Origin of the sequence: Ahrensia sp. 13_GOM-1096m, assembly GCF_000620605.1 — a bacterium.
In the GTDB taxonomy this organism is placed as follows: domain Bacteria; phylum Pseudomonadota; class Alphaproteobacteria; order Rhizobiales; family Rhizobiaceae; genus Ahrensia; species Ahrensia kielensis.
This window is the reverse complement of sequence record NZ_KK211156.1, coordinates 578,230-602,058: the sequence shown is the minus strand read 5'-3', so window position 1 is coordinate 602,058 and position 23,829 is coordinate 578,230. Positions and strand designations below refer to the sequence as shown.

Annotated in this window: 24 protein-coding genes and 1 tRNA gene; 4 read left to right on the top strand and 21 right to left on the bottom strand. The window is 47.3% G+C overall.

The annotated features are described in order from the left end of the window. Positions 1-4: 4 nt before the first annotated feature. The 7 genes from N530_RS19140 to N530_RS0116615 all read right to left on the bottom strand — a co-directional run bounded on the left by N530_RS19140 (position 5) and on the right by N530_RS0116615 (position 8,015). Positions 5-172: a hypothetical protein gene (locus tag N530_RS19140; protein ID WP_155852030.1), complete on the bottom strand. Its 168-nt coding sequence runs from the start codon at positions 170-172 to the stop codon at positions 5-7. After that, positions 169-1,797 (bottom strand): glucan biosynthesis protein, encoded by a 1,629-nt coding sequence (locus tag N530_RS0116640; protein ID WP_026481635.1) that lies wholly within the window; start codon positions 1,795-1,797, stop codon positions 169-171. The genes N530_RS19140 and N530_RS0116640 overlap by 4 nt, the downstream gene beginning before the upstream one ends. A 188-nt stretch (positions 1,798-1,985) precedes the next feature. Next, complete coding sequence (locus N530_RS0116635; protein ID WP_026481634.1) at positions 1,986-2,753, bottom strand: hydroxypyruvate isomerase family protein; 768 nt, start codon at positions 2,751-2,753, stop codon at positions 1,986-1,988. Next, positions 2,753-4,576 carry an ABC transporter ATP-binding protein gene (locus N530_RS0116630; protein WP_026481633.1) on the bottom strand — a complete coding sequence of 608 codons (1,824 nt, stop codon included), beginning with the start codon at positions 4,574-4,576 and terminating at the stop codon, positions 2,753-2,755. The genes N530_RS0116635 and N530_RS0116630 overlap by 1 nt, the downstream gene beginning before the upstream one ends. A 6-nt stretch (positions 4,577-4,582) precedes the next feature. Continuing rightward, on the bottom strand, positions 4,583-5,488 hold the full coding sequence (locus N530_RS0116625; protein WP_026481632.1) for an ABC transporter permease: 906 nt from the start codon (positions 5,486-5,488) through the stop codon (positions 4,583-4,585). Beyond that, a complete protein-coding gene (locus N530_RS0116620) occupies positions 5,485-6,408 on the bottom strand; it encodes an ABC transporter permease subunit (RefSeq protein ID WP_026481631.1) in 924 nt (307 codons plus the stop codon). The genes N530_RS0116625 and N530_RS0116620 overlap by 4 nt, the downstream gene beginning before the upstream one ends. Before the next feature lie 59 nt (positions 6,409-6,467). Next, positions 6,468-8,015: a peptide ABC transporter substrate-binding protein gene (locus N530_RS0116615; protein ID WP_371179717.1), complete on the bottom strand. Its 1,548-nt coding sequence runs from the start codon at positions 8,013-8,015 to the stop codon at positions 6,468-6,470. A 284-nt stretch (positions 8,016-8,299) separates the two neighbouring features. Between N530_RS0116615 and N530_RS0116610 the strand changes: the two genes are divergently transcribed. Further along, entirely contained in the window at positions 8,300-9,553 is a 1,254-nt protein-coding gene (locus N530_RS0116610) for an Hsp70 family protein (RefSeq protein WP_026481629.1), read from the top strand. A 122-nt stretch (positions 9,554-9,675) separates the two neighbouring features. On the opposite strand, the gene N530_RS0116605 is transcribed toward N530_RS0116610, so the two are convergent. From N530_RS0116605 to N530_RS0116595, 3 genes are all read right to left on the bottom strand, one after another. Next, entirely contained in the window at positions 9,676-10,047 is a 372-nt protein-coding gene (locus N530_RS0116605; protein WP_026481628.1) for a hypothetical protein, read from the bottom strand. Then, positions 10,044-10,589 carry a hypothetical protein gene (locus N530_RS0116600; RefSeq protein ID WP_026481627.1) on the bottom strand — a complete coding sequence of 182 codons (546 nt, stop codon included), beginning with the start codon at positions 10,587-10,589 and terminating at the stop codon, positions 10,044-10,046. The genes N530_RS0116605 and N530_RS0116600 overlap by 4 nt, the downstream gene beginning before the upstream one ends. Before the next feature lie 233 nt (positions 10,590-10,822). Then, positions 10,823-10,898: transfer RNA gene (locus N530_RS0116595), tRNA-Thr, on the bottom strand. Positions 10,899-11,025: 127 nt separating this feature from the next. Here N530_RS0116595 and N530_RS0116590 point away from each other — a divergent pair. Then, on the top strand, positions 11,026-11,814 hold the full coding sequence (locus tag N530_RS0116590; RefSeq protein WP_026481626.1) for an NAD kinase: 789 nt from the start codon (positions 11,026-11,028) through the stop codon (positions 11,812-11,814). Between the two features lie 180 nt (positions 11,815-11,994). Then, positions 11,995-13,440, top strand: coding sequence for a DEAD/DEAH box helicase (locus tag N530_RS0116585; protein ID WP_026481625.1), 1,446 nt, complete (start codon positions 11,995-11,997; stop codon positions 13,438-13,440). A gap of 11 nt (positions 13,441-13,451) precedes the next feature. Here N530_RS0116585 and N530_RS0116580 read toward each other — a convergent pair whose 3' ends face one another. The 10 genes from N530_RS0116580 to N530_RS0116530 all read right to left on the bottom strand — a co-directional run bounded on the left by N530_RS0116580 (position 13,452) and on the right by N530_RS0116530 (position 21,866). Further along, positions 13,452-13,778: a TfoX/Sxy family protein gene (locus tag N530_RS0116580; RefSeq protein WP_026481624.1), complete on the bottom strand. Its 327-nt coding sequence runs from the start codon at positions 13,776-13,778 to the stop codon at positions 13,452-13,454. Between the two features lie 2 nt (positions 13,779-13,780). Beyond that, entirely contained in the window at positions 13,781-14,164 is a 384-nt protein-coding gene (sufA, locus tag N530_RS0116575; RefSeq protein ID WP_026481623.1) for a Fe-S cluster assembly scaffold SufA, read from the bottom strand. Between the two features lie 66 nt (positions 14,165-14,230). Then, positions 14,231-14,590 (bottom strand): SUF system Fe-S cluster assembly protein, encoded by a 360-nt coding sequence (locus tag N530_RS0116570; RefSeq protein WP_018687971.1) that lies wholly within the window; start codon positions 14,588-14,590, stop codon positions 14,231-14,233. Between the two features lie 11 nt (positions 14,591-14,601). Then, entirely contained in the window at positions 14,602-15,822 is a 1,221-nt protein-coding gene (locus N530_RS0116565; RefSeq protein ID WP_026481622.1) for a cysteine desulfurase, read from the bottom strand. Between the two features lie 7 nt (positions 15,823-15,829). Then, entirely contained in the window at positions 15,830-16,486 is a 657-nt protein-coding gene (locus tag N530_RS0116560) for a hypothetical protein (protein WP_026481621.1), read from the bottom strand. Then, entirely contained in the window at positions 16,479-17,684 is a 1,206-nt protein-coding gene (gene sufD / locus N530_RS0116555) for a Fe-S cluster assembly protein SufD (protein WP_026481620.1), read from the bottom strand. The genes N530_RS0116560 and sufD overlap by 8 nt, the downstream gene beginning before the upstream one ends. A gap of 72 nt (positions 17,685-17,756) precedes the next feature. Then, positions 17,757-18,515 carry a Fe-S cluster assembly ATPase SufC gene (gene sufC, locus N530_RS0116550; RefSeq protein ID WP_026481619.1) on the bottom strand — a complete coding sequence of 253 codons (759 nt, stop codon included), beginning with the start codon at positions 18,513-18,515 and terminating at the stop codon, positions 17,757-17,759. Between the two features lie 89 nt (positions 18,516-18,604). Further along, complete coding sequence (locus N530_RS0116545; protein WP_026481618.1) at positions 18,605-18,928, bottom strand: GIY-YIG nuclease family protein; 324 nt, start codon at positions 18,926-18,928, stop codon at positions 18,605-18,607. 141 nt (positions 18,929-19,069) lie between these two features. After that, on the bottom strand, positions 19,070-20,539 hold the full coding sequence (sufB, locus tag N530_RS0116535) for a Fe-S cluster assembly protein SufB (protein WP_026481617.1): 1,470 nt from the start codon (positions 20,537-20,539) through the stop codon (positions 19,070-19,072). 166 nt (positions 20,540-20,705) lie between these two features. Further along, positions 20,706-21,866, bottom strand: coding sequence for a cysteine desulfurase family protein (locus tag N530_RS0116530; RefSeq protein ID WP_026481616.1), 1,161 nt, complete (start codon positions 21,864-21,866; stop codon positions 20,706-20,708). Between the two features lie 168 nt (positions 21,867-22,034). On the opposite strand from N530_RS0116530, the gene N530_RS0116525 reads away from it, so the two are divergent. Continuing rightward, the gene (locus N530_RS0116525) at positions 22,035-22,709 is read left to right on the top strand and encodes an alpha/beta hydrolase (protein ID WP_026481615.1); all 675 of its coding nucleotides are present in this window, start codon (positions 22,035-22,037) and stop codon (positions 22,707-22,709) included. Here the strand turns inward: N530_RS0116525 and N530_RS0116520 are convergent. Further along, positions 22,702-23,805 (bottom strand): anhydro-N-acetylmuramic acid kinase, encoded by a 1,104-nt coding sequence (locus tag N530_RS0116520; RefSeq protein ID WP_026481614.1) that lies wholly within the window; start codon positions 23,803-23,805, stop codon positions 22,702-22,704. The genes N530_RS0116525 and N530_RS0116520 overlap by 8 nt on opposite strands. Positions 23,806-23,829 lie beyond the last annotated feature (24 nt).

Here is a 23,829-nt window from a genome sequence, read left to right as displayed (position 1 = left end):
TTATTCAGCCATTTGCTGTTTTTCGACCGATAAGCCCAAACCAGTTAAAACGTGGAAGAACAGAACGTTGTCTTTCCAAATCTTGGAGCGGCATAAAAAGTGGTGCCTCAGGTAATGCACCCTGTTCAAGAATGTCAGAAACTGTATTTTTACGATTTACTTGGGAGGTCATTGTTCACGCGTCCATTGGAAATGCCATACTTCACTTAACTTACTTTCATAACCCGCAATATGCGCGGTTAGTTCCAGCAGCAGTTCATTTTTTGAGTCAAGATCAAAGACAAGTCGCCACATATCTTTACCAGACACTTTAGACAACACGACATTTTTAATCTCTCCGGCTGATGCCGTCACGACAGGTTTAATCGGCATTTCTTTGTCAGGATCATAGGGAAGATTTGCAATGTTGCCGCCGATAAAATCAATGACAAACTTGCGCACATTCGTGTCAGGATTTGACACACCTGAAAAACCGCCAACACCGCTACGCGTTGAATCAACATAAGCCAAATCACCATTGATTTCAGGCGGTAAGCCACCCCAATGCAACCGGTATGCGAACGTCAACTCTTCGCCAGCTTTCGGCGATTTGTCTGGCGACCAAAAAGCACCAATATTATCATCGGTCTCAATATTAGCCGGTATCTCAAGCAGTCTTACCGACCCATTGGGCCAATCGCCGACCAACTCAACACGAACCGAAGGACGCTCGTGGTAACGCGCGCCAACATCTTGGAACTCATCAAAATCGCGCGCGCGCTGATAAAGGCCAAAGGCTTTCAGATTGTGTTCTGAGAAATAAGAAAGGCTCAAACGCTTAGGGTTTGACAGCGCCCGCCAAGCCTTATCACCGTTCTTGCGTTCGATAAGCAGGCCATCACTATCGTGAACCTGCGGCCTATAATCGTCAAAATCCGAACGGTTCACGTGAGAATAAAGGAACATGGAGGTTAAAGGTGCGATGCCGAGCTGTTTTACATTTTTGCGGAAAAACAGTTTGCACTCGACGTCCATTACCGTGTCTTCACCCGGATCAACCACAAACTTATAAGCGCCTGTTACCGATGGGCTTTCCAGTGCTGCATAAAGTGTGATGATACCGCTATTCGCCGCTGGGCGTTCAACCCAAAAAGCGGTAAAACGGGGAAATTCTTCGCCGGTTGATAGGCCCGTATCGATGCTAAGACCGCGCGCAGACATGCCATAAGCATTGCCGCGTCCAAGCGCTCTAAAATAACTCGCACCAACAAACGCCATCAGCTCGTCAAATTTATCCAACCGATTAAGCGGATTATTGATCCTGAAACCTGCAATGCCGGGCAATTGCATATCTGGGTCAATTTTTGTTTTCATCCCGTCATAATATTTGAAATCATGGGCCGTGAAATTGAGCGGACGCGCTGCGCCTTCATTGACCTCATAAAGAGCAACAGTCTCACGATAGAGCCAGCCTGGATGAAATCCATGCAACTGGAACTGACTAGCTTCGTCGTTCCAGCGCGCATGCTTAGGATTAAACTGAATCTTACGGTAATCATCATAGCTCAGCTTGTTAAATGGCTGACCTAACTGTGTAGGCTCCACATAATCTTGGCTAGATAGCTCCCTCATTTGATCGATAAGAATCGCAAAAGAAAAAGGTTCTTGAGCCGTAGCTTCGACTTCAGCATCATTATCTTGAGCTAAAACGCGCGTTGAAAAAGCCAATGTAGTGGTCGCAGCAAGAGCTGCAATAAAGCCGCGCCGAGACAAAGTCGATTGGCGCAATGAATTACGATCAGACAGATTAGAATGCATGGGAGTCCTGAAATTTGAAGCAACCAATTTTACGAACACATAATGAGCTGTTTGGTTCCTGCGCCTCTCTAGTCCTCTAATAAAGGTTTGAATAGATAGGATTTTGTTAGACGCGTAATTATTCACTATTGTTCTCAAGTGAACTCGCATTAAACTTTGTAAAAAGTGAGGCAGAAAAGAGTTTTGCGCTATGATAAATAAGGGCGCAACCATTCAAAGGTCTGCTCGGTCGGACCATTTGGCTTATATTCAGCACCGAGCGGCCTTTTATATCCCAAATTATCGATCAATTCGAACAGCGCAGCAAAATCAATTTCACCTTTTTGTGGCGGCCCACGGTCCGGCACAGAAGCAAATTGAATATGACCGATATGCGGCAAGAGATTTACGATCTTGTTTTCAAGATCGCCTTCCATCAATTGCACATGATAAAAATCAAACATGAGCTTGATGTTCGGCTTGGCCACAGCCTCGATGATTCGCATCGCATGATCTGTCGTCGATAGAAAATAATCAGGTGCATCAAACCTATTGAGCGGCTCTATCAATATTGTGATGCCATGCTTCTCAGCGCGCAAACAAGCATATTGAAGATTATCGATGAACGTGTCTTCAGCAGCTGCCCCATTTGAAAAACCCGCCATCACGTGAACGGCGCAGCAACCAATGGCAGCAGCATAATCGATTGCTTCATCGATCGCGGATCGCGCTTCCGCCACACGGTCAGGCAATGCGCAAAGACCATTATCGCCAGCCGCAACATCGCCGCGGCGTGTATTGATGCCAAGCATTTGAATGTCGTTATCGCCCAAGGCTTTGCGGACCAGCTCAGCTGGAACATCATAAGGCCAATGACATTCCACAGCATCAAAGCCCGCAACCTTTGCAGCAGCAATAGCTTCGGGCAAAGGAAGCTCCGCCCACAAGAAACCAAGATTTGCTGAAAAGCGCGGCATTATTCGTCAACTAGCAACATTTCAATTGGATCGTGCTCCGCAACAAAATGATTATCGCCTTGGTCAATCAATTTTGGACGGTAATCAGATTTTTGCGCAGCATTCAAACTCTCTGATTTAGACGGCATAAAACGAAGCCGTGCAGCAGAATCAAGCGGTGAAGACAATTCGCCTTTTAATTTAAGGCGCTTGCGCGTGCGTTCCACAACAGGATCGGGAATCGGAACAGCAGAAATAAGCTGCTTCGTATATGGATGTTGCGGGTCTTCAAACAGCGCATCGCTCGTTGCAAGCTCCACCACATTGCCCAGATACATCACCAAAATACGGTCGGAAATCTCCCGCACGACCGAAAGGTCATGACTGATGAAAATCAGGGAAAGCCCCATATCCTTTTGCAAATCCCGCAACAAATCAATGATCTGCGCCTGAATGGATACATCAAGCGCTGAAACTGCCTCATCACAAATCACAAGTTTAGGTCTTAAAATGACAGCACGTGCAATTCCCACACGCTGGTTTTGACCACCGGACAACTCATGGGGATAGCGATTAATCATGGATTTTGGCAAACCAACACGGTCCATCATGGCTTCCACTTTTTGGCGCCGTTCTTCCTTTGATAAATGAGGCGCAAAAATACGCAGCGGCTCCATGATCGACGAACCAATTGTCATAGATGGGTTGAGGCTCGCCATTGGGTCCTGAAAGACAATCTGCAAATCTTGCCGAGCGTCTTTCATCTGGTTTTTGCCCATGGCCATCAAATCAGCACCAAGCCAAGACACCTCGCCCGATGCCACCGGCAACAAACGCAAAATCGCGCGCGCTAAAGTGGATTTGCCTGAACCGGACTCCCCAACCACGCCAAGCGTTTCGCCTTTCGCCAAATCAAAGCTGATGCCATCAACAGCCTTCAAAACATTTTTGCGCGCAAATAAACCGTTAAAGATATCAAACTCAACTTTCAAATTATCAACATTGAGAAAGCTGTCTTTCGATGGCTCTTTAACGGACGGCTTGCGCTCAAAACGAGGCTTATCGATACGCGGCATCGCATCCAGCAACATGCGGGTATATTCAGTCTGCGGATTGGAGAAAATATCATCAACCGCGCCTTCCTCCACATATTCGCCATAACGCATAACCTGTATGCGGTCACACATACGCGCCACAACGCCCATATCATGGGTTATCATGACAATAGCAGTGCCCTGCTCGCGCCGAAGCTCATCCATAATGTCGAGAATTTCCGCCTGAATTGTAACATCCAGCGCAGTCGTTGGTTCATCCGCGATTAATAGATCAGGATTACACAACATCGCCATTGCGATCATTACACGCTGGCGCATACCGCCAGAAAGCTCAAACGGATATTGCCGCAACCGGCGTTTGGCTTCAGGAATATGCACCCGTTCCAGCCACTCCAGACATTTCTTATCGGCTTCTGCACCACTTAGTTTCTGGTGAAACTTTAAGACTTCACGCATCTGATCGACCACACGCATATGCGGTGTGAGCGATGTCAGCGGGTCTTGGAAGATCATTGAGATGGAAGAACCACGTATTTTATTGAGCTTTTTCAAAGGCAAATCGAGTAGATTTTGCCCTTTAAAGTTTATCTCTCCACGTGCGCTACCATTATTTGAAAGCAAGTTCATTGCCGCCAAGAATGTCTGGCTTTTGCCCGAGCCGGATTCGCCCACAACACCCAGACATTCACCTGGATTGACATAACAATTAATCCCGCGAACCGCATTAACAGTGCCGTCTTCGGTTGCAAAATCAACATGCAAGTCATGTACTGATAATAATTTTGTCATGATTGATTACCGATCTTTCGGGTCAAACGCATCGCGCAAACCATCGCCGATGAATAATAAGCTCAAGAGCAATAAAATGAGAAAAGTAGCTGGAAACCACAGCAACCAAGGCAAAACCTCCATCGCACTGCCACCTTCAGTAATAAGTGTGCCAAGCGAAGTAAGCGGCTCTTGAACACCAAAGCCCAGATAAGAAAGGAAGCTTTCTGTGGCAACAATTTCTGGCACAGTCAGCGCTGCATAAATCACAACAGGGCCAACAAGATTGGGCACAATATGCCTGAATATGATGGCCGTAGAACTGCGTCCAGACGCACGTGCAGCCTCGATAAATTCACGGTTTTTAATTGCCAAGGTTTGACCGCGCACAATACGTGCCATCGTCAACCATTCGAGCATACCGATTGCAGCAAACAGCAAATAAACATTGCGACCGAAAATTACCATGAGAAGAATAACGAACAGAATATATGGCAGCGCATACATAATATCGACAAAGCGCATCATAGCTTGGTCAATTCGCCCGCCCATATAGCCAGCGATTGCACCATAAGACACACCGATCACAATCGACACGAAGGTGGCAACCAGTGCCACAAGCAGTGAAACGCGGGTGCCATAGAGCGTGCGCGCCAGCAAATCGCGGCCATTTTGGTCTGTACCAAAATAATGCCCCGTCTCAATTGAAGGCGGCGCACGAAACGCGTTCCAATCAGGATCTTCATAACCGTAGGGCAAAAATGATGGCAGAATTAACGCTGCTAAAATAAGCACGATCAGAATGCCAGAAGAGATCATTGCCGCTTTGTTACGGCGCAAACGAAGCATTGCTTCTTGCCATAATGAGCGGCCAGAAACTTCGCCATCTGCAACACCTTTAAAGAGGTTGCGTTTAAAAGATTGTAAAATCATTGCGCCCTCACCCGTGGATCTAGCCACGCATATAAAAGATCGACGATCAAATTGAGGATAAGGATTATGACCATATAGAAAATCACGGTTCCCAGCACCATGCCATAGTCACGGTTGAGCGCTGCATTAATGAAATAGCGGCCAATGCCAGGCAGGCCAAAAATCTGCTCCACAACCAGCGATCCGGTGAGCAAATAGCCCGCTGCAGGCCCAAGATATGACATGACAGGCATCAAAGAAGGACGCAGCGCATGACGCATAACTATCGGCGTTGAGCCAAGCCCTTTCGAACGCGCAGTTCTGATGAAATTGGAGGCGAGAACTTCAATCATTGCACCGCGCATCAGGCGTGAAATACGTGCAATGTGTGGAAATGATAAAACGGCAACGGGTAAAACAAGATAGCGCAAAGAGCCATCTCCCCAGCCGCCAACAGGCAACCAAGCCAACTCAATACCAAATAAGAGCTGCAAAATGGGAGCCATTAAAAAGTTAGGTATCACCAAGCCCAGCAGCACAAGCGCTGCCAAAGTATGATCGGACCAAGAATTGCGTTTTAACGCGCCTATAATTCCCGCAAGAACACCAAACACGATCGACACGACAAAGGCCGCACCGCCCAAAATGAGTGTATAAGGCAAACCAATGGAAATCTGTTCAGCAACAGAGAAATCTTCGGTTGCAAAGGATGGACCAAGATCACCCTGCAGCACATCACCGATATAGATCGCATATTGTTGGATCAACGGCTTATCGAGATTGTAATGTGCATCAAGATTGGCCTTGATTCCAGCCGGCATAGGCCGCTCTCCATCAAACGGGCCACCTGGGGCAAGGCGAAGAACGAAAAAACAAACAGTGATCGCAATCCACAACACAGGCAGAGCGGTCAGAGTACGTTTAAAAGCATAAGTGAGCATATTTGAAATCATGTCCGGTCACCGAAATGACCGAACATGCCTAAGTTTAAGGATGAAACTTATTCTTCAATCGAAAGCCAACGTGTGCGGTGAATATCAAAAGCATTGTCGTCAAAGCCTTTGATTTTCGGCGAAACCACGTTGCGTGACAGATAGTAATAGATCGGAATAGCCGCTGAATCATCAAGGGCAATCTGCTCGGCCTTTTTCAGCAGTGCAGCACGTTCTTTTGCATCTGTATTCGCATTTGCTTCTGCCAACAACTTATCAAATTCATCATTCTGGTAACGACCATAGTTATAATCGATACCGCCTTTGAGAAGATTCAAGAAGTTATCCGCATCATTATAGTCGGCAAGCCAACCGGCACGGGCAACATCAAGCTGTCCTTCTTGTAGTTCAGCATAGTGAACTTTTGTTTCAGTGTTAAATAGCTCAACTTCAACACCAATTGCTTTCCACATAGACGCAATCGCAACAGCAATACGTTTGTGGTTTTCGTTTGTGTTATAGCGCAGCTGCAACTTTAGTGGATTTTCAGCATTGTAACCGGCGCCTTCCAGAAGCTTTTTAGCTTCGGCGTTTTTGTCTGCTTGTGACAGATCTTTCCAGTCAACCATTGCAGGCTCTGCATAATTGGCCATGCCCGGCGGCACCCAAGAATAAGCAGCAATTTCACCAGTGCCCAAAACCTGCGGACCAATTGCTTCGCGAACAACACTCATAGACAGAGCTTTACGAACATCCGCATTGTCTAAAGGCGGCTTCTGGTTATTCATGACGTAGTAATAAAGACCAGCGAATGGCGCAACGCGCGCTTGACCAGGCAAGTTTTCCTGCATCCATTCAAACTGGTCGGTAGGAAAGTCTGTTAGAATATCGAACTCGCCTGCACGATAGCGCTTGAGCGCAGCAGACTGATCTTCCAGCGTGAAAAATTTAACGCCGTCGATAGCAAGCTTGTCAGCATCATAGTATTTATCATTAATCGTCGTCAGAACATGCGAACCCGGCACCCACTCAGTTGGCTTATAAGGGCCGTTCGTTACAATGTTATCGATCCGAACCCAATCGCCAGCTTTCTCTTCAACCACATGTTTTGGCACAGGATAAGCTGTATAATGCGTAAGCGCACCTAGGAAATAAGGTGTCGGCTGCTCAAGCGTAATTTCAAGCGTTTTATCGTCAATCGCTTTAACACCAAGTTCGTTAAAGTCAGTGATTTCACCGCTGTTTATCTTTTCAGAATTTTTGATCGAATATTGAAGATAAGCATAATTCGCAGCAGTTTCAGGATTCATCAAACGCTGAAAAGAGTATACAAAATCCTCTGCAGTTACAGGTTCACCATCGGACCACTGAATACCGTCACGCAATTTAAATGTGTAGGTAAGGCCATCATCTGATATTTCCCAGCTTTCAGCTTGTCCAGGAATTGGTTCAGCATGTGTGTCCTCAGTTACCAGACCTTCAAAGATATCGCCAACGATACGATTCTCCCAATCGCCGGACACTTTTTGTGGATCGAGTGAGCTAGCATCGCCGCCATTGTGTACATTTAGCGTGGCAGCAAAAACACTGCCCGTCATCATGCACCCAAGCGCCATGCCGCTCAGCACTGTTTTGAAATTTGAAATTTGCATAGGGAACTTTCTTAATTTGTTGATCTCAAATGCGAGTTTCGCAATAAATTCAATTCAATATTCATCGCGAAAAAACTGAGCATAGGCACCATGTTTCAAGTATATCAAGTGGGTAAGTATACAATTTTCCAGATCAACACATTTTTTTGGTCTATCAGCTGTATATTTTTCTGCAAACACTCACTTGAGAATCTAAACTTAAACCGATAACGACCGTTGTTTTAATTCAGCTGGCGCAAGTGACATCCATGAACAACCTCGAACAAAACACTGTGCTCGGCATAGACTTCGGCACGTCAAATTCCGCAGCAGGAATTGCGGTTAATAACAAGCCTGTCCTGCTTCATATCGAAGATGGTGAAAAGACACTGCCCACCTCGATTTTCTTCGATAACAAAAGCAAACAAGTTCTATATGGGCGCGAAGCGAATGCCGCCCTTGTGAACAGAGAAGAAGGACGTTTTCTGCGCGCGCTAAAAAGCGTACTTGGCACGACCTTAATGCATGAACGCCGATATCTCATGGGCCAAAGCGTTACTTTCATTGATGTGATCGCACAATTTCTGACCGAGATAAAAACACGCGCCGAAAACGCAGCAGGTCAATCATTTGACTATGCGCTCTCTGGCCGCCCCGTATACTTTCATTCAGACGATGAAAAGAAGAACGCTCAAGCACTCACAGATTTGGAAGCCTGTTACGAAAAAGCTGGGTTCAAAGGTGTAAGCTTTATGGCTGAGCCCGAAGCTGCCGCAATCGCAAATGGCGGCGTTGGCATCGGGGAAATCGCATTAATCGTCGATATTGGCGGCGGCACATCGGACTTTTGTTTGTTTGAAGGCACCGCTAATGGCATCAATGTATTGGCCAATAATGGTATACGCATCGGCGGAACAGATTTTGACAAGACACTGAATATCGACCACGTCATGCCTCTTTTGGGCTTTGGCGGCGACATCAAAAAGGATATGGGCGCCGGCACATTGACCGCTCCCAACCATATATTTCATGATCTGGCGACATGGGAAAAAATCCCTGCTCTATACAGCCGTGACAGCCTGCGATTCGCCGAAGATTTGCACAAAAAAGCGATCGACAAGAAAACTTTTGCCCGCCTGATAGACGTGCTTGAGCTAGAGCATGGTCACGATATTGCATTTGCCGTTGAGCGTGCAAAAATCAAATCCAATGAAACAACCGAAGCCTTTATCGATCTTGATTTTATCGAATCGCAATTAAACGTGCCGTTGAATATGGCTAATCTGGATGAATCTTTGGCATCTTACGCTGAAAAAATTAGCACCACAGCGTCTGAGACCGTAAAATCGGCAGGGCTTGATAGCAACAAAATTGACAAGATCATTTTTGTCGGCGGCTCGAGCCTCATGCAAATTGTCAAAACAAAGGTCACGAAGCAGTTTCCAAACATCCCTATTCTTCATGCGGATGCTTTTACGGCGATTGTCGATGGATTGGCCTTAGCTGCTGAAAACAGAAGCTAGATCGAGAATACTAGAAACATGAATGCCCCAATGCTAATCATGCAAAAGTGCAAATAATGTAGCAAAGAAACATCTACCGACGCCACCACCGAGAATTTGAATCGTTGGTCACCTATGCCTAATCAGTCTAACAAATCACCAAGAGCATTCTTGGTGTATGCAAAATTTGATTCCGCTATGGAATAAAGTTGCCAGACTACATTCAAATCCTCGGGAGCTGACGCAAGAAGTTCAAAATCAAATTCCCTATGAACAAATATGCTGAATTCATTACCGGCTTGCCAGTAGTATTCGTCTTCCTCAAAATAGTTCTTTTTTTTAGTCATCGACACAACGTATATCTTATCTTTGAGTTCGCACTTGAACGAGCGATCAATCTCTCTCCAAGGATCAGATTTCACCATGTCTGTTGCTTCCCAAGTGATCTCTCCCTTGGATGTCTTTTTGATCATATTAGTGATGGCGACGCGCCAGTCCTCTGATGTGTAGCTCATAAGCTTGCCTGAACTCCTTTGTTGTATGCCTCAATTTCATCCGAAAGCTCCGTCAATGCTCTGAACAGCTCCCAATAAGAGTGTGAATCGTTTACCAGGTCATTCGATGAATTTGCGCTTATTAACATCGCCTCTATTGCTTGGTGGTGTTCCTCAGCCCGCTTAAGCACTGTAGTAAACTCGGTTACCTTTATTTTGCCCAATTGCCGCATTACGACCGCCATCTCAGAAAAGAATCGCTCTGCTCTAATATCAAGAATCTTCAATTGATTGGGCTGAGCCATCTTATGAGTTATTTTATCAAGCTGTTTTTTAATATCAGGCAGACGCTGCTTAGCAAAATATCGGTTTGAGAGATTCCTCACCTCTAGGACAGCATAAACCGAGAAACAAAAGCCGAGATAACTAAAGAGCGTTCCAGAGATGCTCCAAACCATTGCTGCGGTTAGATTAGCACCACCGAGGACAAGTTCAGGCCGCAATCCAGCAGCGCCGATTACGACAAGCGGAATAACGGCAATTATAAAAATGGCTAATTTCATCCCGCCTCTCATCATAGATCACTACTTGATCTAGGTACTAATTATAATCACTGGGGCTAATAAATAAGACCCCATGAGTGAACAGTACTCACACCACTAAATAAAGCCCGTTCATCGCACATGGTATAACATTTGATATTTGTCAGCCACTGTTTCTTAAAGAGTAATGTCCAAACGCGTCCCTCACAGATGGAAACAACCCCAGCACTTTATATAAGTCATTGAAAGGAAAATGGTGCCCCCACACGGACTCGAACCGCGGACCTACTGATTACAAATCAGTTGCTCTACCAACTGAGCTATAGGGGCAACGAGACGCGAAATAGCACAATTTCACGGCCTGTAAAGACCTTAAGTGCACCTTTGCTAAATCATTTTGTTTGAATTACAAAAAAACACATGATTTTGAGTTAACTCTGGCGAAATTAGGCAAATAATGCGCGACGAAAATATTAAACCTGCGGTCAACGCGCTTCACTTTGTCTCTTCAGGCACAGAATCAGCCGATGAAGCTGCACATTTGCTTGCATCCATCTATGGTCAAAGCAGTGCAGACGATGCCGAAGTGATTGTAGCCCTTGGCGGCGACGGGTTCATGCTGGCCACAATTCATAGTTTTATGGATCAGGACATTCCAATTTACGGCATGAATCGCGGTTCGGTCGGCTTTCTCATGAATGAATATAGCGAAACCAATTTGCGCGAGCGTATTAGTGAGGCCACGTCAGAAACCATTTGCCCATTGCGAATGAAGGCCGAAAGCGCTGACGGCAGCTTTACTGAAGCTTTGGCGATCAATGAAGTGTCTTTATTCCGTCAATCCTATCAGGCTGCAAAACTAAAAATCACAGTCGATGGCAAAACACGTCTTGAAGAATTAACCTGCGACGGATTGATGATTGCCACCCCGGCTGGCTCAACCGCTTATAATTTGTCGGCGCAAGGCCCTATCATTCCCATAGATGCCCCCCTGCTGGCTTTAACGCCTGTCAGCCCGTTCAGGCCCCGGCGTTGGCGCGGCGCATTGCTGCCCAATCAGGTTACGGTTCAGTTCGATGTTATTGAGAGCGAAAAACGGCCCGTAAACGCTGTTGCAGATCATTGCGAAGTGAAATCTGTCACGCGCGTAACGGTGTCAGAGGCACGCGATTTAAGCAGCACAATCCTGTTTGATGCCTCCCATTCTTGGGATGAGCGTATTCTTGCTGAACAATTTAAATATTGAGTCGCATTTTAGACATCTGTGAAAATATGTGCCTAATATGTCATTTAAACGCGTCAATTGAGCAGAAGCATTCGAAATTACTATAGTTTTATTGACATTGCGGTCGATACTGCCTATCGCCAAGCATGAGCTGCGCCCATGCGGGGAGCAGCAGATTTTGTTAAACAAAACGGAATTCCATTGGTCTCATTTGCTGACCTCGGCCTCTCGCAAAAAGTATTGCAGGCTGTTGAGGATGCTGGTTACACCCAGCCCACCCCGATTCAAGAAGGTGCGATACCGCACGCGATTCAAGGTAAAGATGTTTGCGGCATAGCCCAAACAGGAACAGGAAAGACAGCGTCTTTCGTTCTGCCTATGATAACGCGACTGGAGCGTGGCCGTGCCCGCGCACGCATGCCGCGCACACTAATTTTAGAACCAACGCGCGAATTAGCCGCGCAGGTTGACGAAAACTTCCAAAAATACGGCAAATATCACAAGTTGAACGTTGCGCTTCTTATTGGCGGCGTTTCATTTGGCGATCAAGAAAAGAAGCTTGAGCGCGGCGCAGATGTTTTAATCGCAACGCCAGGCCGCTTGCTGGATCACTCCGAGCGCGGCAAATTGCTTTTGACAGGCGTTGAAGTCCTCGTGATCGATGAAGCCGACCGTATGCTGGATATGGGCTTTATCCCTGATATTGAGCGCATTGTTTCGCTCATTCCGTTCACACGTCAGACATTGTTTTTCTCAGCGACTATGCCGCCTGAAATTCAGCGCTTGGCTGATAAGTTTTTGCAAGGCCCTGTGCGCGTTGAAACGGCAAAACCGTCAACAACCGCAATCACAGTGGAACAGCGGCTCATTAGAACCGGTGGCAAAGACTATGAAAAGCGCGCGACTTTGCGCGATGCGCTTAAAAGTCAGGATAACATCAAGAACGCGATTGTTTTCTGCAACCGTAAACGTGATGTAGCAACTGTCTGGAAGTCATTGGAAAAACATGGTTTTTCTGTTGGCGCGCTGCATGGCGATATGGACCAGCGCTCTCGCACACAAATGCTTCAAGGTTTCAAAGACAATGAAATCCAGATCCTTGTTGCATCTGATGTTGCCGCGCGCGGCTTGGACATTCCAGACGTAAGCCACGTCTATAATTATGATGTTCCGATACATGCAGAAGATTATGTTCACCGGATTGGCCGCACAGGCCGTGCGGGCCGTGAAGGACAAGCCTTCTCGCTTGTTGAAAAATCAGCGACTAAATATCTCGATGCGATTGAAAAATTGATTGAGAAAAAGATCGAGTGGATTGATCTGGCCGACGGCGTTGCCGATGCCATTGATGCTTCAGAGGCCGAAGAGCCTAAGCGCGCAAAACGCGGCAATAGCCGTAAACGCGGTGCTAAAACTGAAGAAAAAGTCGAGCAACCAATCTCAGAAGCTAAGCCAAGCGAAGAGAAAGAAGAGCGCAAGACTAAAATCAAAGAAAATAATGCCCAGCAGAAAACGGGCAAAGACGATGATAAAAACAATGATCGTCGCCGTAATAATAAGAAAAACAAAGTTGATAATGATAACAATCAATCAACTGGCTTTGGTGCTGAAGACGCGATACCTGCGTTCATGTTCAACGGGCGCTAAACAGCGCCCTTTTACGTCTTTTTGGCGCGTAATGCTGCTGCAAATGCCAATTGAGCAAAAGGCGCCATATCTTCGGCGCTTTCCATTGCTTGTTCTGGCGCTGACCAATAAGGCATTAAAACCTTTTTTCCCGACTTACTATTATTATAAGTCCAGCGCGTCATGCCGGCAGCTTCAAACTGCTCACAGCAATGCTCATCACCCTTGAGCATCAATTCGCCTTTAAGAATGACGGCGAATATCAATCCATCGGTATAAATACCGAGGCCGCCAAACATTTTTCGAAATGACAGTGGTGCTATGCTTGCAAATAAATCGCGAAGAAAATCTTCGTCCAAACTTAAACCTGTCCGCGTGCTTCAGCCAATTCTTTCAAATCAGCAGGCTTAAGCTCAACAGATTCGCCGCAACCGCAGGCCGAAGACTGATTTGGATTATTGAAAACAAAACCAGCGCGCAGCTTTGTCACTTCAAAATCCATCTGCGTTCCCAAAAGGTAAAGCATTGCAGCAGGATCAACCCACACATTAGCGTCTGCATGCGTGATGTGATCGTCGGCAGCATTGGGCTCCGTGACGAGATCAACGGTATATTCCATACCCGCGCAGCCGCCCTTTTTAATGCCAACGCGAACGCCTAAAGCGCCCTCGTCTGCACGATTGGCAACAATCTCGCGAACACGTATCGCGGCTGCATCCGTCATAGTCATTATGGCAAAAGCCATGGGATTTCTCCATTATCAACTAAACTAAATGTAAGCACAGCCGCTGCGATCTACAAGGCGTAACTGTCAGTACATACCAACGGCGATTTGCGCTTCTTCACTCATGCGGTCCGGCGTCCAAGGCGGATCAAAAACCATGTCCACATCAACATCCATCACACCTTCAACACTGCGCACGGCATTTTCCACCCAGCCCGGCATTTCGCCAGCAACAGGACAGCCAGGCGCAGTCAGTGTCATATCAACCTTAACAGTGCGATCATCTTCGATGTCGACTTTGTAAATCAGGCCGAGTTCATAAATATCGCACGGAATTTCCGGGTCATAAACGGTTTTAAGAGCCGCAATGATATCATCCGTCAACCGCGCCAATTCATCTCTGGGAATGGCGCTTGTTGCGACTTCTGTTTTTGTTTCTTCAGTCATGAGCCATAATCCTATTCAAAAAATGTCCGCGCTTTATCCAAAGCAGTCACCAGCGCATCAACTTCGCCGCGCGTATTATACATACCAAAGGATGCCCTACATGTGGAGGTTACGCCGAAGCGTTGCAAGAGTGGCTGCGCGCAATGCGTGCCTGCCCGCACAGCAACACCAGAGCGATCAATTAACATAGAAACATCATGCGCGTGAACGCCTTCCATCTCAAATGAAATAATTGCCCCTTTATTGGGTGCATTGCCAATGATTCTAATGGAATTTATATGCGCAAGTTGTTCATTGGCGTAAGTGAGCAAATCATGCTCATGCGCTGCGATTTCCGCGCGGCCAATACTTTCCATATAATCAAGCGCTGCGCCCAAACCGATGGCCTGAGCAATCGGCGGTGTTCCGGCTTCAAAACGATGAAAACCACTATTATAGGTAACATTGTCTTGCGTCACTTCGACAATCATATCGCCGCCGCCCATAAAGGGCTGCATTGTATCGAGCAGCTCACGCTTTGCATAAAGAACGCCAATACCAGAAGGACCATAAACTTTGTGACCTGTAAAAACAAAGAAGTCACAGTCCAAATCCTGCACATCAACCGGCATATGCACAGCGCTTTGGCTGCCATCAACCAAAACCTTGATGCCACGCTCATGCGCTAAACGGCATATTTCTTTAATCGGAACAACCGTACCCAGCACGTTTGACATATGGGTAATGGCAACAAGCTTGGTTTTGTCAGTCAGGCATTTTTCAAACGCGGCGATGTCAAAAACGCCATCTTCATCCACCGGCACCCAAACCAATTTAGCACCGTGGCGCTCACGCAAAAAATGCCATGGCACGATATTGGAGTGATGCTCCATGATTGACAGTACAATCTCATCGCTTTCGCCAATATTTGGCACACCATAGCCATAGGCAACGGTATTGATTGCCTCAGTTGCAGATTTCGTAAAAACGATCTCTTCCACCGTGGGCGCATTTAAAAACTTGCGTACTTTTTCCCGTGCGCCCTCATAGGCATCGGTTGCCGCATTGGACATAAAATGCAGGCCGCGATGCACATTTGCATATTCATGCTCATAGGTATGCGTAAGCGTTTCAATCACCTGACGCGGCTTTTGCGCTGAGGCACCATTATCGAGATAAACCAGCGGCTTGCCATAAACTTGGCTCGCAAGAATTGGAAAATCACCGCGAATTTTTTCGATATCATAAGCCATATAGGTCTCAAATCTGCAATGCGGGTTGAACGACGAGTAGATTACTGTCTGGCAAAATCACACCATAAGCTGTCGCTATAGCGACCATAAGAAGGAAATGTACAACAGCCACGATCACCGCTTTGGGCCATGATATCTGCCCACCAAAACGCGCAACAATAATCGTGTAAAAAGCAACGATGAGGCCTATCGCCATCGCACCAAATTGCTCACCAAGAACAATCATACCGCCAGCAACGCCATCACTTGCGCCTAAAAACAACAGGCCAATAATCAGTTTGCCAAGCAGCCCGAATATTAAGGCGCCAACAACCGCGGAGGCAAGACTAAGCTTGGCCGCAAACAATCGCGCAATGCTTGTCTTACCGCCAAAGCTAACAATCAACGCAAACAAAAGTCCAAGCGCCAGCAAAAAGAACACGACGTAAGCAACGGCCTGCATCGCCACATTTGAAAGGCTTTCAGATTGGCCCAGCCCGCCGGGCATTTGCCCTAAAACAAACTGAAGAGCACCAGCCACAACGGCCAATAGAAACAGCACAACAAACGCTGAACCGGCGGGCAATTGGCGATCAGCGGCTTTACCAATCGTGCTCACAGGCAGTAGAAAAATTTTCAAACTGTCAGCAAGATAAGCAAAAAAAGCTGAAATCGGGTTAGCCATTGGCTTCCAACCAAGCGCCAATCCGTGTTTCTAGCGCCTCAACCAGTGCTTCATTTTCAATCTGCTCTACCGCTTCATCAACGAAAGCTTCGACCAGTAATGCACGTGCTGTACGCTCTGTGATGCCACGCGCGCAAAGATAGAAGAGATGATCTTCATCCAGCTCCGCCACGGTAGCGCCATGCGCACAGATCACATCATCTGCGAAAATTTCCAATTCCGGCTTGGCAGAAAAGCTTGCATCATCAGAAAGCAGCAAAGTGTTGCACGCCATTTGTGCATCTGTTTTTTGCGCAATCTGGTGCACTTTAATCTGGCCTTGGAATACACCCTGGCCTTTGCCTGTAGAGATATTGCGGAACAATTGTTCAGAAACCGTATTCGGCACCGTGTGCTGCAAAACAGTCGTCACATCAATGTGGCTATCGCCGCCGATCAGATTAACGCCCTTAATATCAAGTTTAGAGCCTTCACCCTCAACTAGCACAATGATTTCACGGCGAATGAGCCTGCCGCCAGCATTGAAAATAACGATATCAAGATTGGCATCCTTGCCAAGTGCGACGCGCAACTGTCCAAGCTGGATTGCGTCAGCCCCTTTTTCGCAAGTTGCCACATAGGTTGCTTTTGCGCCTTCCGCGAGCGAAATCAACGTAACATCAGACGAAAAGCCGTCATCACCTGACACTGACTCGATAATCGTTGCAGATGCACCAGCACCGATAGAAACAACATTGCGCGCATGGGCACCGCGATTTTCAATCGATAAAGGCGTATCAATTGTCTGGCCCGCCTCAACGGTCGCAATCGAGCCGCATGTTGCCAATGCTGTGTTGATCTGACCAATTGCATCATCGCTTTCAAGCGATGCGAACTGTGCTTTATCAGCACTCCAAGGTTCGATCTTAACGCCTGCGATATGAGTATCAGCGGACAACACCTTAGAGCCTGCGAGCAATGGCGTTGGCACACGAGAACCAGTGGGGGTGCTCAACTGCTTCACCGCAGCACGCAGATCAGTGTAGTGCCAGCTTTCAACACGGCGTGTTGGAAACCCATTATCGCGTAATTGCGCAACGGCAGCTTCACGCAATTTTTGGCTTTCTTCAGAACATGCAACAGCGGCATTTGCTGCATCACAGAACTGGAACAACACTTCTTCTGCAGCAGTATGTTTTATTGGAGCCTGAATATTCATGGCTTATCCTTTAAAATTCTAATTCATCGTTTCCAGCAGGCCTATTGGGCAAGCTGGCAAACCGCGCGTCAGTTAAGCCGCAGCTTCTGCGATGATGTCCGTATAACCATTTGCTTCCAGCTCTTTAGCAAGTTCTTTATCGCCCGTTTTGACGATCCGACCTTTGGAAAGAACATGCACGCTGTCCGGCACGATATAATCAAGCAAGCGCTGGTAGTGCGTGATGACGATTGTTGCGCGATCCGGTGAACGCAATGAATTGACGCCTTCAGACACAATTTTCAACGCATCAATATCAAGGCCGGAATCGGTTTCATCCAAAACGCAAAGGCTTGGCGCAAGCAGCTTCATCTGCAAAATTTCAGCGCGTTTTTTCTCGCCGCCAGAAAAGCCAACATTGAGTGGACGCTTGAGCATCTCCATTGAAATTTCAAGATCACCAGCAGCCTCTTTAACAAGCTTGATAAAGTCAGGTGTCTTCAACTCTTCTTCGCCGCGCGCTTTGCGTTGCTCATTCATCGCAACTTTCAAAAACTGCATCGTCGCAACACCTGGAATTTCCATCGGATATTGGAACGCCAAGAAAAGACCGGCAGCAGCACGCTCTGACGGGTCCATTTCAAGAATGCTTTCGCCGTTGAAAAGAATGTTGCCGGAAGTGACTTCATAATCGTCGCGGCCAGCCAGAATGTAGGACAGCGTTGATTTACCTGAACCGTTCGGGCCCATAATCGCTGCCACTTCGCCAGCTTTCACTGACAAATTTAGGCCTTTGATGATTTCTGTGTCTGTACCAGCGATTTTCGCGTGAAGGTCTTTAATTTCTAACATTTTTTATCCTTTCGTCATTCTCGGGCAAGACAAGCAAAGCGCAGTCGAAGAACCGGGAATCCAGAGCCGTAAGGCCCAGCTTATTTAATTTAAACTCTGCCGCGAATTTCATCACTTGGATTATCGCGCACATAACAATTCTCGTACAAATCTTCCCAATCAGGATTAAAACCTTCAATTAAGTCCAGTTTCCATGCCCGTTTGAATTTCTTCAATTTCTTCTCTCGTTCAATCGCAACAACAATGTTGTCATGGCGCTCATACCAAACCAAATTTTTGCAGTTATACCGCGCCGTAAAACCTTTATTCTGACCACTACGGTGTTCATAAGCGCGACCTTGCAAGTCGCTAGTAACACCAATGTATATTGTCCCATTCCGTTTTGATGCCATGATGTAAACCCAACCGGACATCGTTTAATTCCCTTTTAGCGCATCATCCTCAGGCATCATTTCGGATGTACTGGGAATACCATCCTATGAACCCGCAAAACTGGATCCCCGGCTCTGCGAACTCGCTTTGCTCGTCTTGCCCGAGGATGACGGCAACACGGATCATCCCACGCTGCCTTCCAAGCTGATGCCAATAAGCTTTTGCGCTTCAACCGCAAATTCCATTGGCAGTTCTTGAATAACTTCCTTCACAAACCCGTTGACGATGAGCGCGATGGCCTCTTCTTCAGGAATGCCGCGCTGCATGCAGTAAAACAGTTGATCGTCGGAAATTTTTGACGTTGTCGCCTCATGCTCAAACTGTGCCGTCGCATTATTCGCTTCAATATAAGGCACCGTATGCGCGCCGCACTGATCGCCAATCAAAAGCGAGTCACACTGCGTAAAGTTGCGTGCATCTGTTGCTTTGCGGTGCGCCGAAACGCGGCCACGATATGTGTTTTGCGAACGACCCGCCGAAATACCTTTTGAGATGATGCGGCTCTTTGTGCGCTTGCCCAAATGGATCATCTTGGTGCCGCTATCGATCTGCTGCGCACCATTGGAAACCGCGATTGAATAAAACTCGCCTTGGCTATCATCACCGCGCAAAATGCATGATGGATATTTCCAAGTGATCGCAGAACCCGTTTCGACCTGTGTCCAAGAAATCTTAGAGCGGTCGCCGCGGCAATCGCCACGTTTCGTCACAAAGTTATAAATACCGCCCTTGCCTGTGGAATCGCCCGGATACCAGTTTTGAACGGTCGAATATTTGATTTCCGCGTCATCCATCGCCACAAGTTCAACAACAGCCGCATGAAGCTGATTTTCGTCGCGCTGCGGTGCTGTACAGCCCTCAAGATAGGAAACATAAGCGCCTTTTTCAGCAACAATAAGCGTGCGCTCAAACTGGCCTGTGTTTTCAGCATTAATACGGAAATAAGTCGACAGTTCCATCGGGCAACGAACGCCTTCTGGCACATATACGAACGAGCCGTCCGTAAAGACCGCGCAATTGAGCGCAGAATAATAATTGTCTGATACTGGCACCACAGATGCGAGGTACTTTTTCACCAACTCCGGATGCTCACGAATGGCTTCCGAAATAGACATGAAAATCACGCCAGCTTTTGAAAGTTCTTTTTTGAACGTCGTAACAACCGAAACAGAATCGAAAACCGCATCAACCGCAACGCGGCGTTCTTGAACACCAGCAAGCAGTTCTTGTTCTGCAAGCGGAATACCAAGTTTTTCGTATGTTGCGCGAATTTCTGGATCAACATCATCCAGCGTTTTTGGACCAGACTGGCCTTTAGGCGCTGCATAAAAATAGATTTCGCTGAAATCAATCTTCGGATAGCTGACGCGTGCCCAATCCGGCTCATCCATTGTCAACCAACGACGATAAGCATCAAGCCGCCATTCCAGCATCCATTCCGGCTCTTCTTTCTTAGCCGAAATGAAGCGAATAACGTCTTCGGAAAGACCTATTGGCGCCATATCCATTTCAAGAATGGTTTCGAAGCCATATTTGTACTGGTCAACGTCTATCTGTGCGACCTGGTCGATGGTTTCTTGAACCGCTGGCATAAAATGCTCCCTCAAATGGTGTGGGTACGCGCGAAATAGGCATGTGCCCGCCGCGCAAAAAGTCCGTACTGTTGAAATAGTCATTTTTCTACATTTGAAAAGTTCTAAAGTAGAAAAAGTTGAGTAAAACCGTAAGTTTTTTGTCACGGATACAAAAAAATGACGTTTAGCGCTTCATTCGGGCCAGAATTTGCTCAAATGCAACCAAAAAAGCATCAATTTCAGCTTTGGTGGTCAGATGTCCAAACGAGACTCTAATCGCCCCCTCATCACCCTCAACGCCCATCGCTGTCAACACATGACTGCGTCCGACTTTGCCTGATGAACAAGCTGAACCAGCAGAAACGGCAAATCCCGCCAAGTCAAAATTAATCTGAAGTGTCTCGGCTTTGGCGTTTGGCACGGTAAAAAACGTCGTATTGGGCAAGCGCGGCGCTTGCGCACCATCAACTTGACCATGAATAATTATCTCTGGCAGCGCTTTGCGTAATCCACGCTCCAAATGGTTCTGCAAATCGGTTAGCACGTTAAACCGTTCATTTGAAAATTTCGCGCTTTCAGCTGCTGCGCCAAAACCAGCAATATTGACGACCGCCTCAGTACCGCCGCGGTGCCCGCGTTCCTGCCCGCCGCCTTTAATAAGCGGCATCGGCATTACCAGATCAGAAGCCGCAACAATTGCGCCTGCACCTTTTGGCCCACCAATTTTATGCGATGACAAAATAAGATAGTCCGCACCAGTATCTGCAATCGTCAGATCAAGACGCCCAACAGCTTGCACCGCATCAAGCACAAAAATACCGCCTGCTGCTTTTACAATGTCGCCAATTTTGGCAAATGGTTGAATAACGCCCGTTTCATTATTGGCGGCATGACACACAACAAGCGCCAAGCCGCTCGATTTATCATGGGCGCGCAAGCTCTCTTCAAGCGCATCAAAATCTATAATGCCATTCGCCTGCACCGGAATAAGGCTGACAGCATCTTTTGCAAATTGTCCGCCAGCCAATGTGCAAGGATGATCTGTGGCACAGACATATAGATGGCCAACTTTTAAGGGCGAGCGCCCCATCGAATAATGAGGCGTCAGCAACATTTGCGCTGCCTCGGTTGCACCCGATGTAAAAATGACATGATCAGGCTTTGCGCCAACCAAATCCGCAACTTGCCTGCGCGCTTTGGCGATGATCGCCTTTGCCGCTCGCCCACTGGCATGAACAGAAGAGGGATTCGCATTGACGTCCAATGCATCAATAATTGCTGCACGTGCCTCATCTAATAGCGGTGCCGCTGCGTTATAATCCAGATATGTGGCGGTTTTTGCCATCGTTTGCTCAATCAATGTCGGATTTTCTTGTAATTTGCACACCAAACCCATTAAGAGTGCGTTCAATTCATTCTATTTGGAACAATCAACGCGCGCCATCAAGAACAGCTAACGCAAATAAATGATTTGCCACAGCATGATATGCGCCCGTGACGATGTGGAGACTATATGCCTGAGGTAATTTTCAACGGCCCTGCCGGACGTCTTGAAGGCCGTTATCAGCCAGCTGCTGATAAACACGCACCTATTGCGATGATTTTGCATCCGCACCCGCAGTTTGGCGGAACAATGAACAACAAGATCATTTATGATCTTTTTTACATGTTCCAGCAGCGCGGTTTTACGACTTTGCGATTCAACTTCCGCTCAATCGGTCGCAGCCAAGGTGATTTTGACCATGGTATTGGCGAACTATCTGATGCAGCAAGCGCACTAGACTGGATACAATCACTACACCCTGAATCACGCGCATGCTGGGTTGCCGGTTATTCGTTCGGTGCTTGGATTGGCATGCAGCTGCTCATGCGCCGCCCTGAAATAGAAGGCTTTATGTCAATTGCGCCGCAGCCAAACACCTATGACTTCGCATTTTTGGCTCCTTGCCCTTCATCAGGCTTGATTATTCACGGATCAGAAGACCGTGTTGCACCGCCAACAGCTGTGCAAGGTCTTGTTGAAAAGCTGCACCTTCAAAAAGGTATTCTGATCACACAGAAAACCATGGAAGGCGCAAACCACTTCTTCCAAGGTCAAGAAGACGCTCTTATTGAGAACTGTTCTGATTACCTTGATGCGCGTCTGCGCGGCGAATTGGTCCCAGAAGTTATCAAAAAGCTTAAATAGCTTTTGCAAGAACACCGCCCGTCACCGGCTTTTCACAGCCGGTGGTGGACGGAAATGTAAGCGGCAGCCCCTTTAAAGAGCGCACGGCCAAATAAGCCCACGCTTCCGCTTCCATCATATCGCTGCTAAAACCATAAGCATCCGAAGCAGCAACATGAACCGCATCGCCCATGATTTCGCTCAAATAGCGCATAATGGACGCATTGCGCGCACCACCACCAGAAACAATGAGCGTTTTCGGCATTTGATCTAGGTCCGATGCTGATTTAGCAATCGCAGCCGCCGTCAGCTTTGCCAGCGTTGCAGCCCCATCCGCTAGCGCCATGCCTTGAACATATTCTAAGGTGAAATCGCCGCGATCAAGTGATTTCGGCCCCTCGCGATCAAAAAACGGCAGCCCCATATAACGCTCGATCACATCATCATGCGCAACGCCTTTATCTGCGATAAGCCCGCCATCATCGTATGGAATATTAGCTTCGCTTTGCACCCATTGATCAAGCAGCGCATTGCCTGGTCCACAATCAAGCGCAATCGGGTCTTGACCTTCAAACACAAAGGTCGCGTTGGAAATACCGCCAATATTGATAAAACCAACACCGTTTTGTCGCGTTTGTTCATCAAGTTGCGCAGCAAGCGCCTGATGATAGATCGGCACCAAAGGCGCACCCTGCCCGCCATGAACCATATCATTGGCACGCATATCAAAAACGACATGCATGCCACTCTCACGCGCAAGCGCAGCGCCATCACCCAATTGAACTGTGTAGCCTTCATCGGGACGGTGCAGAACAGTTTGGCCGTGAAAGCCAATCACATCAGCAATTTCACCCAGTTGCGCAACCGCATAGATGTGCCAAGCGGTGATCGCCTGCTCAACTTCATTCAAACAGCCCAGCCGTTCTTGCCGATTCGTCACGCTTTGCGCGTCGGCCAAAGCCTGCTCAATCTGCTTTTTGAAGTCTTCATTATAAGGCAAAACAGCACTGTTTAATGGTTTCACATAGGCAAGACCATCGGTTTCTATAAGCGCCACATCAATGCCATCCATTGATGTTCCACTCATAAGACCGATTGCGCGGATGATTTGTTGCATTGAATTACTTTCAAAGGCGTCTTA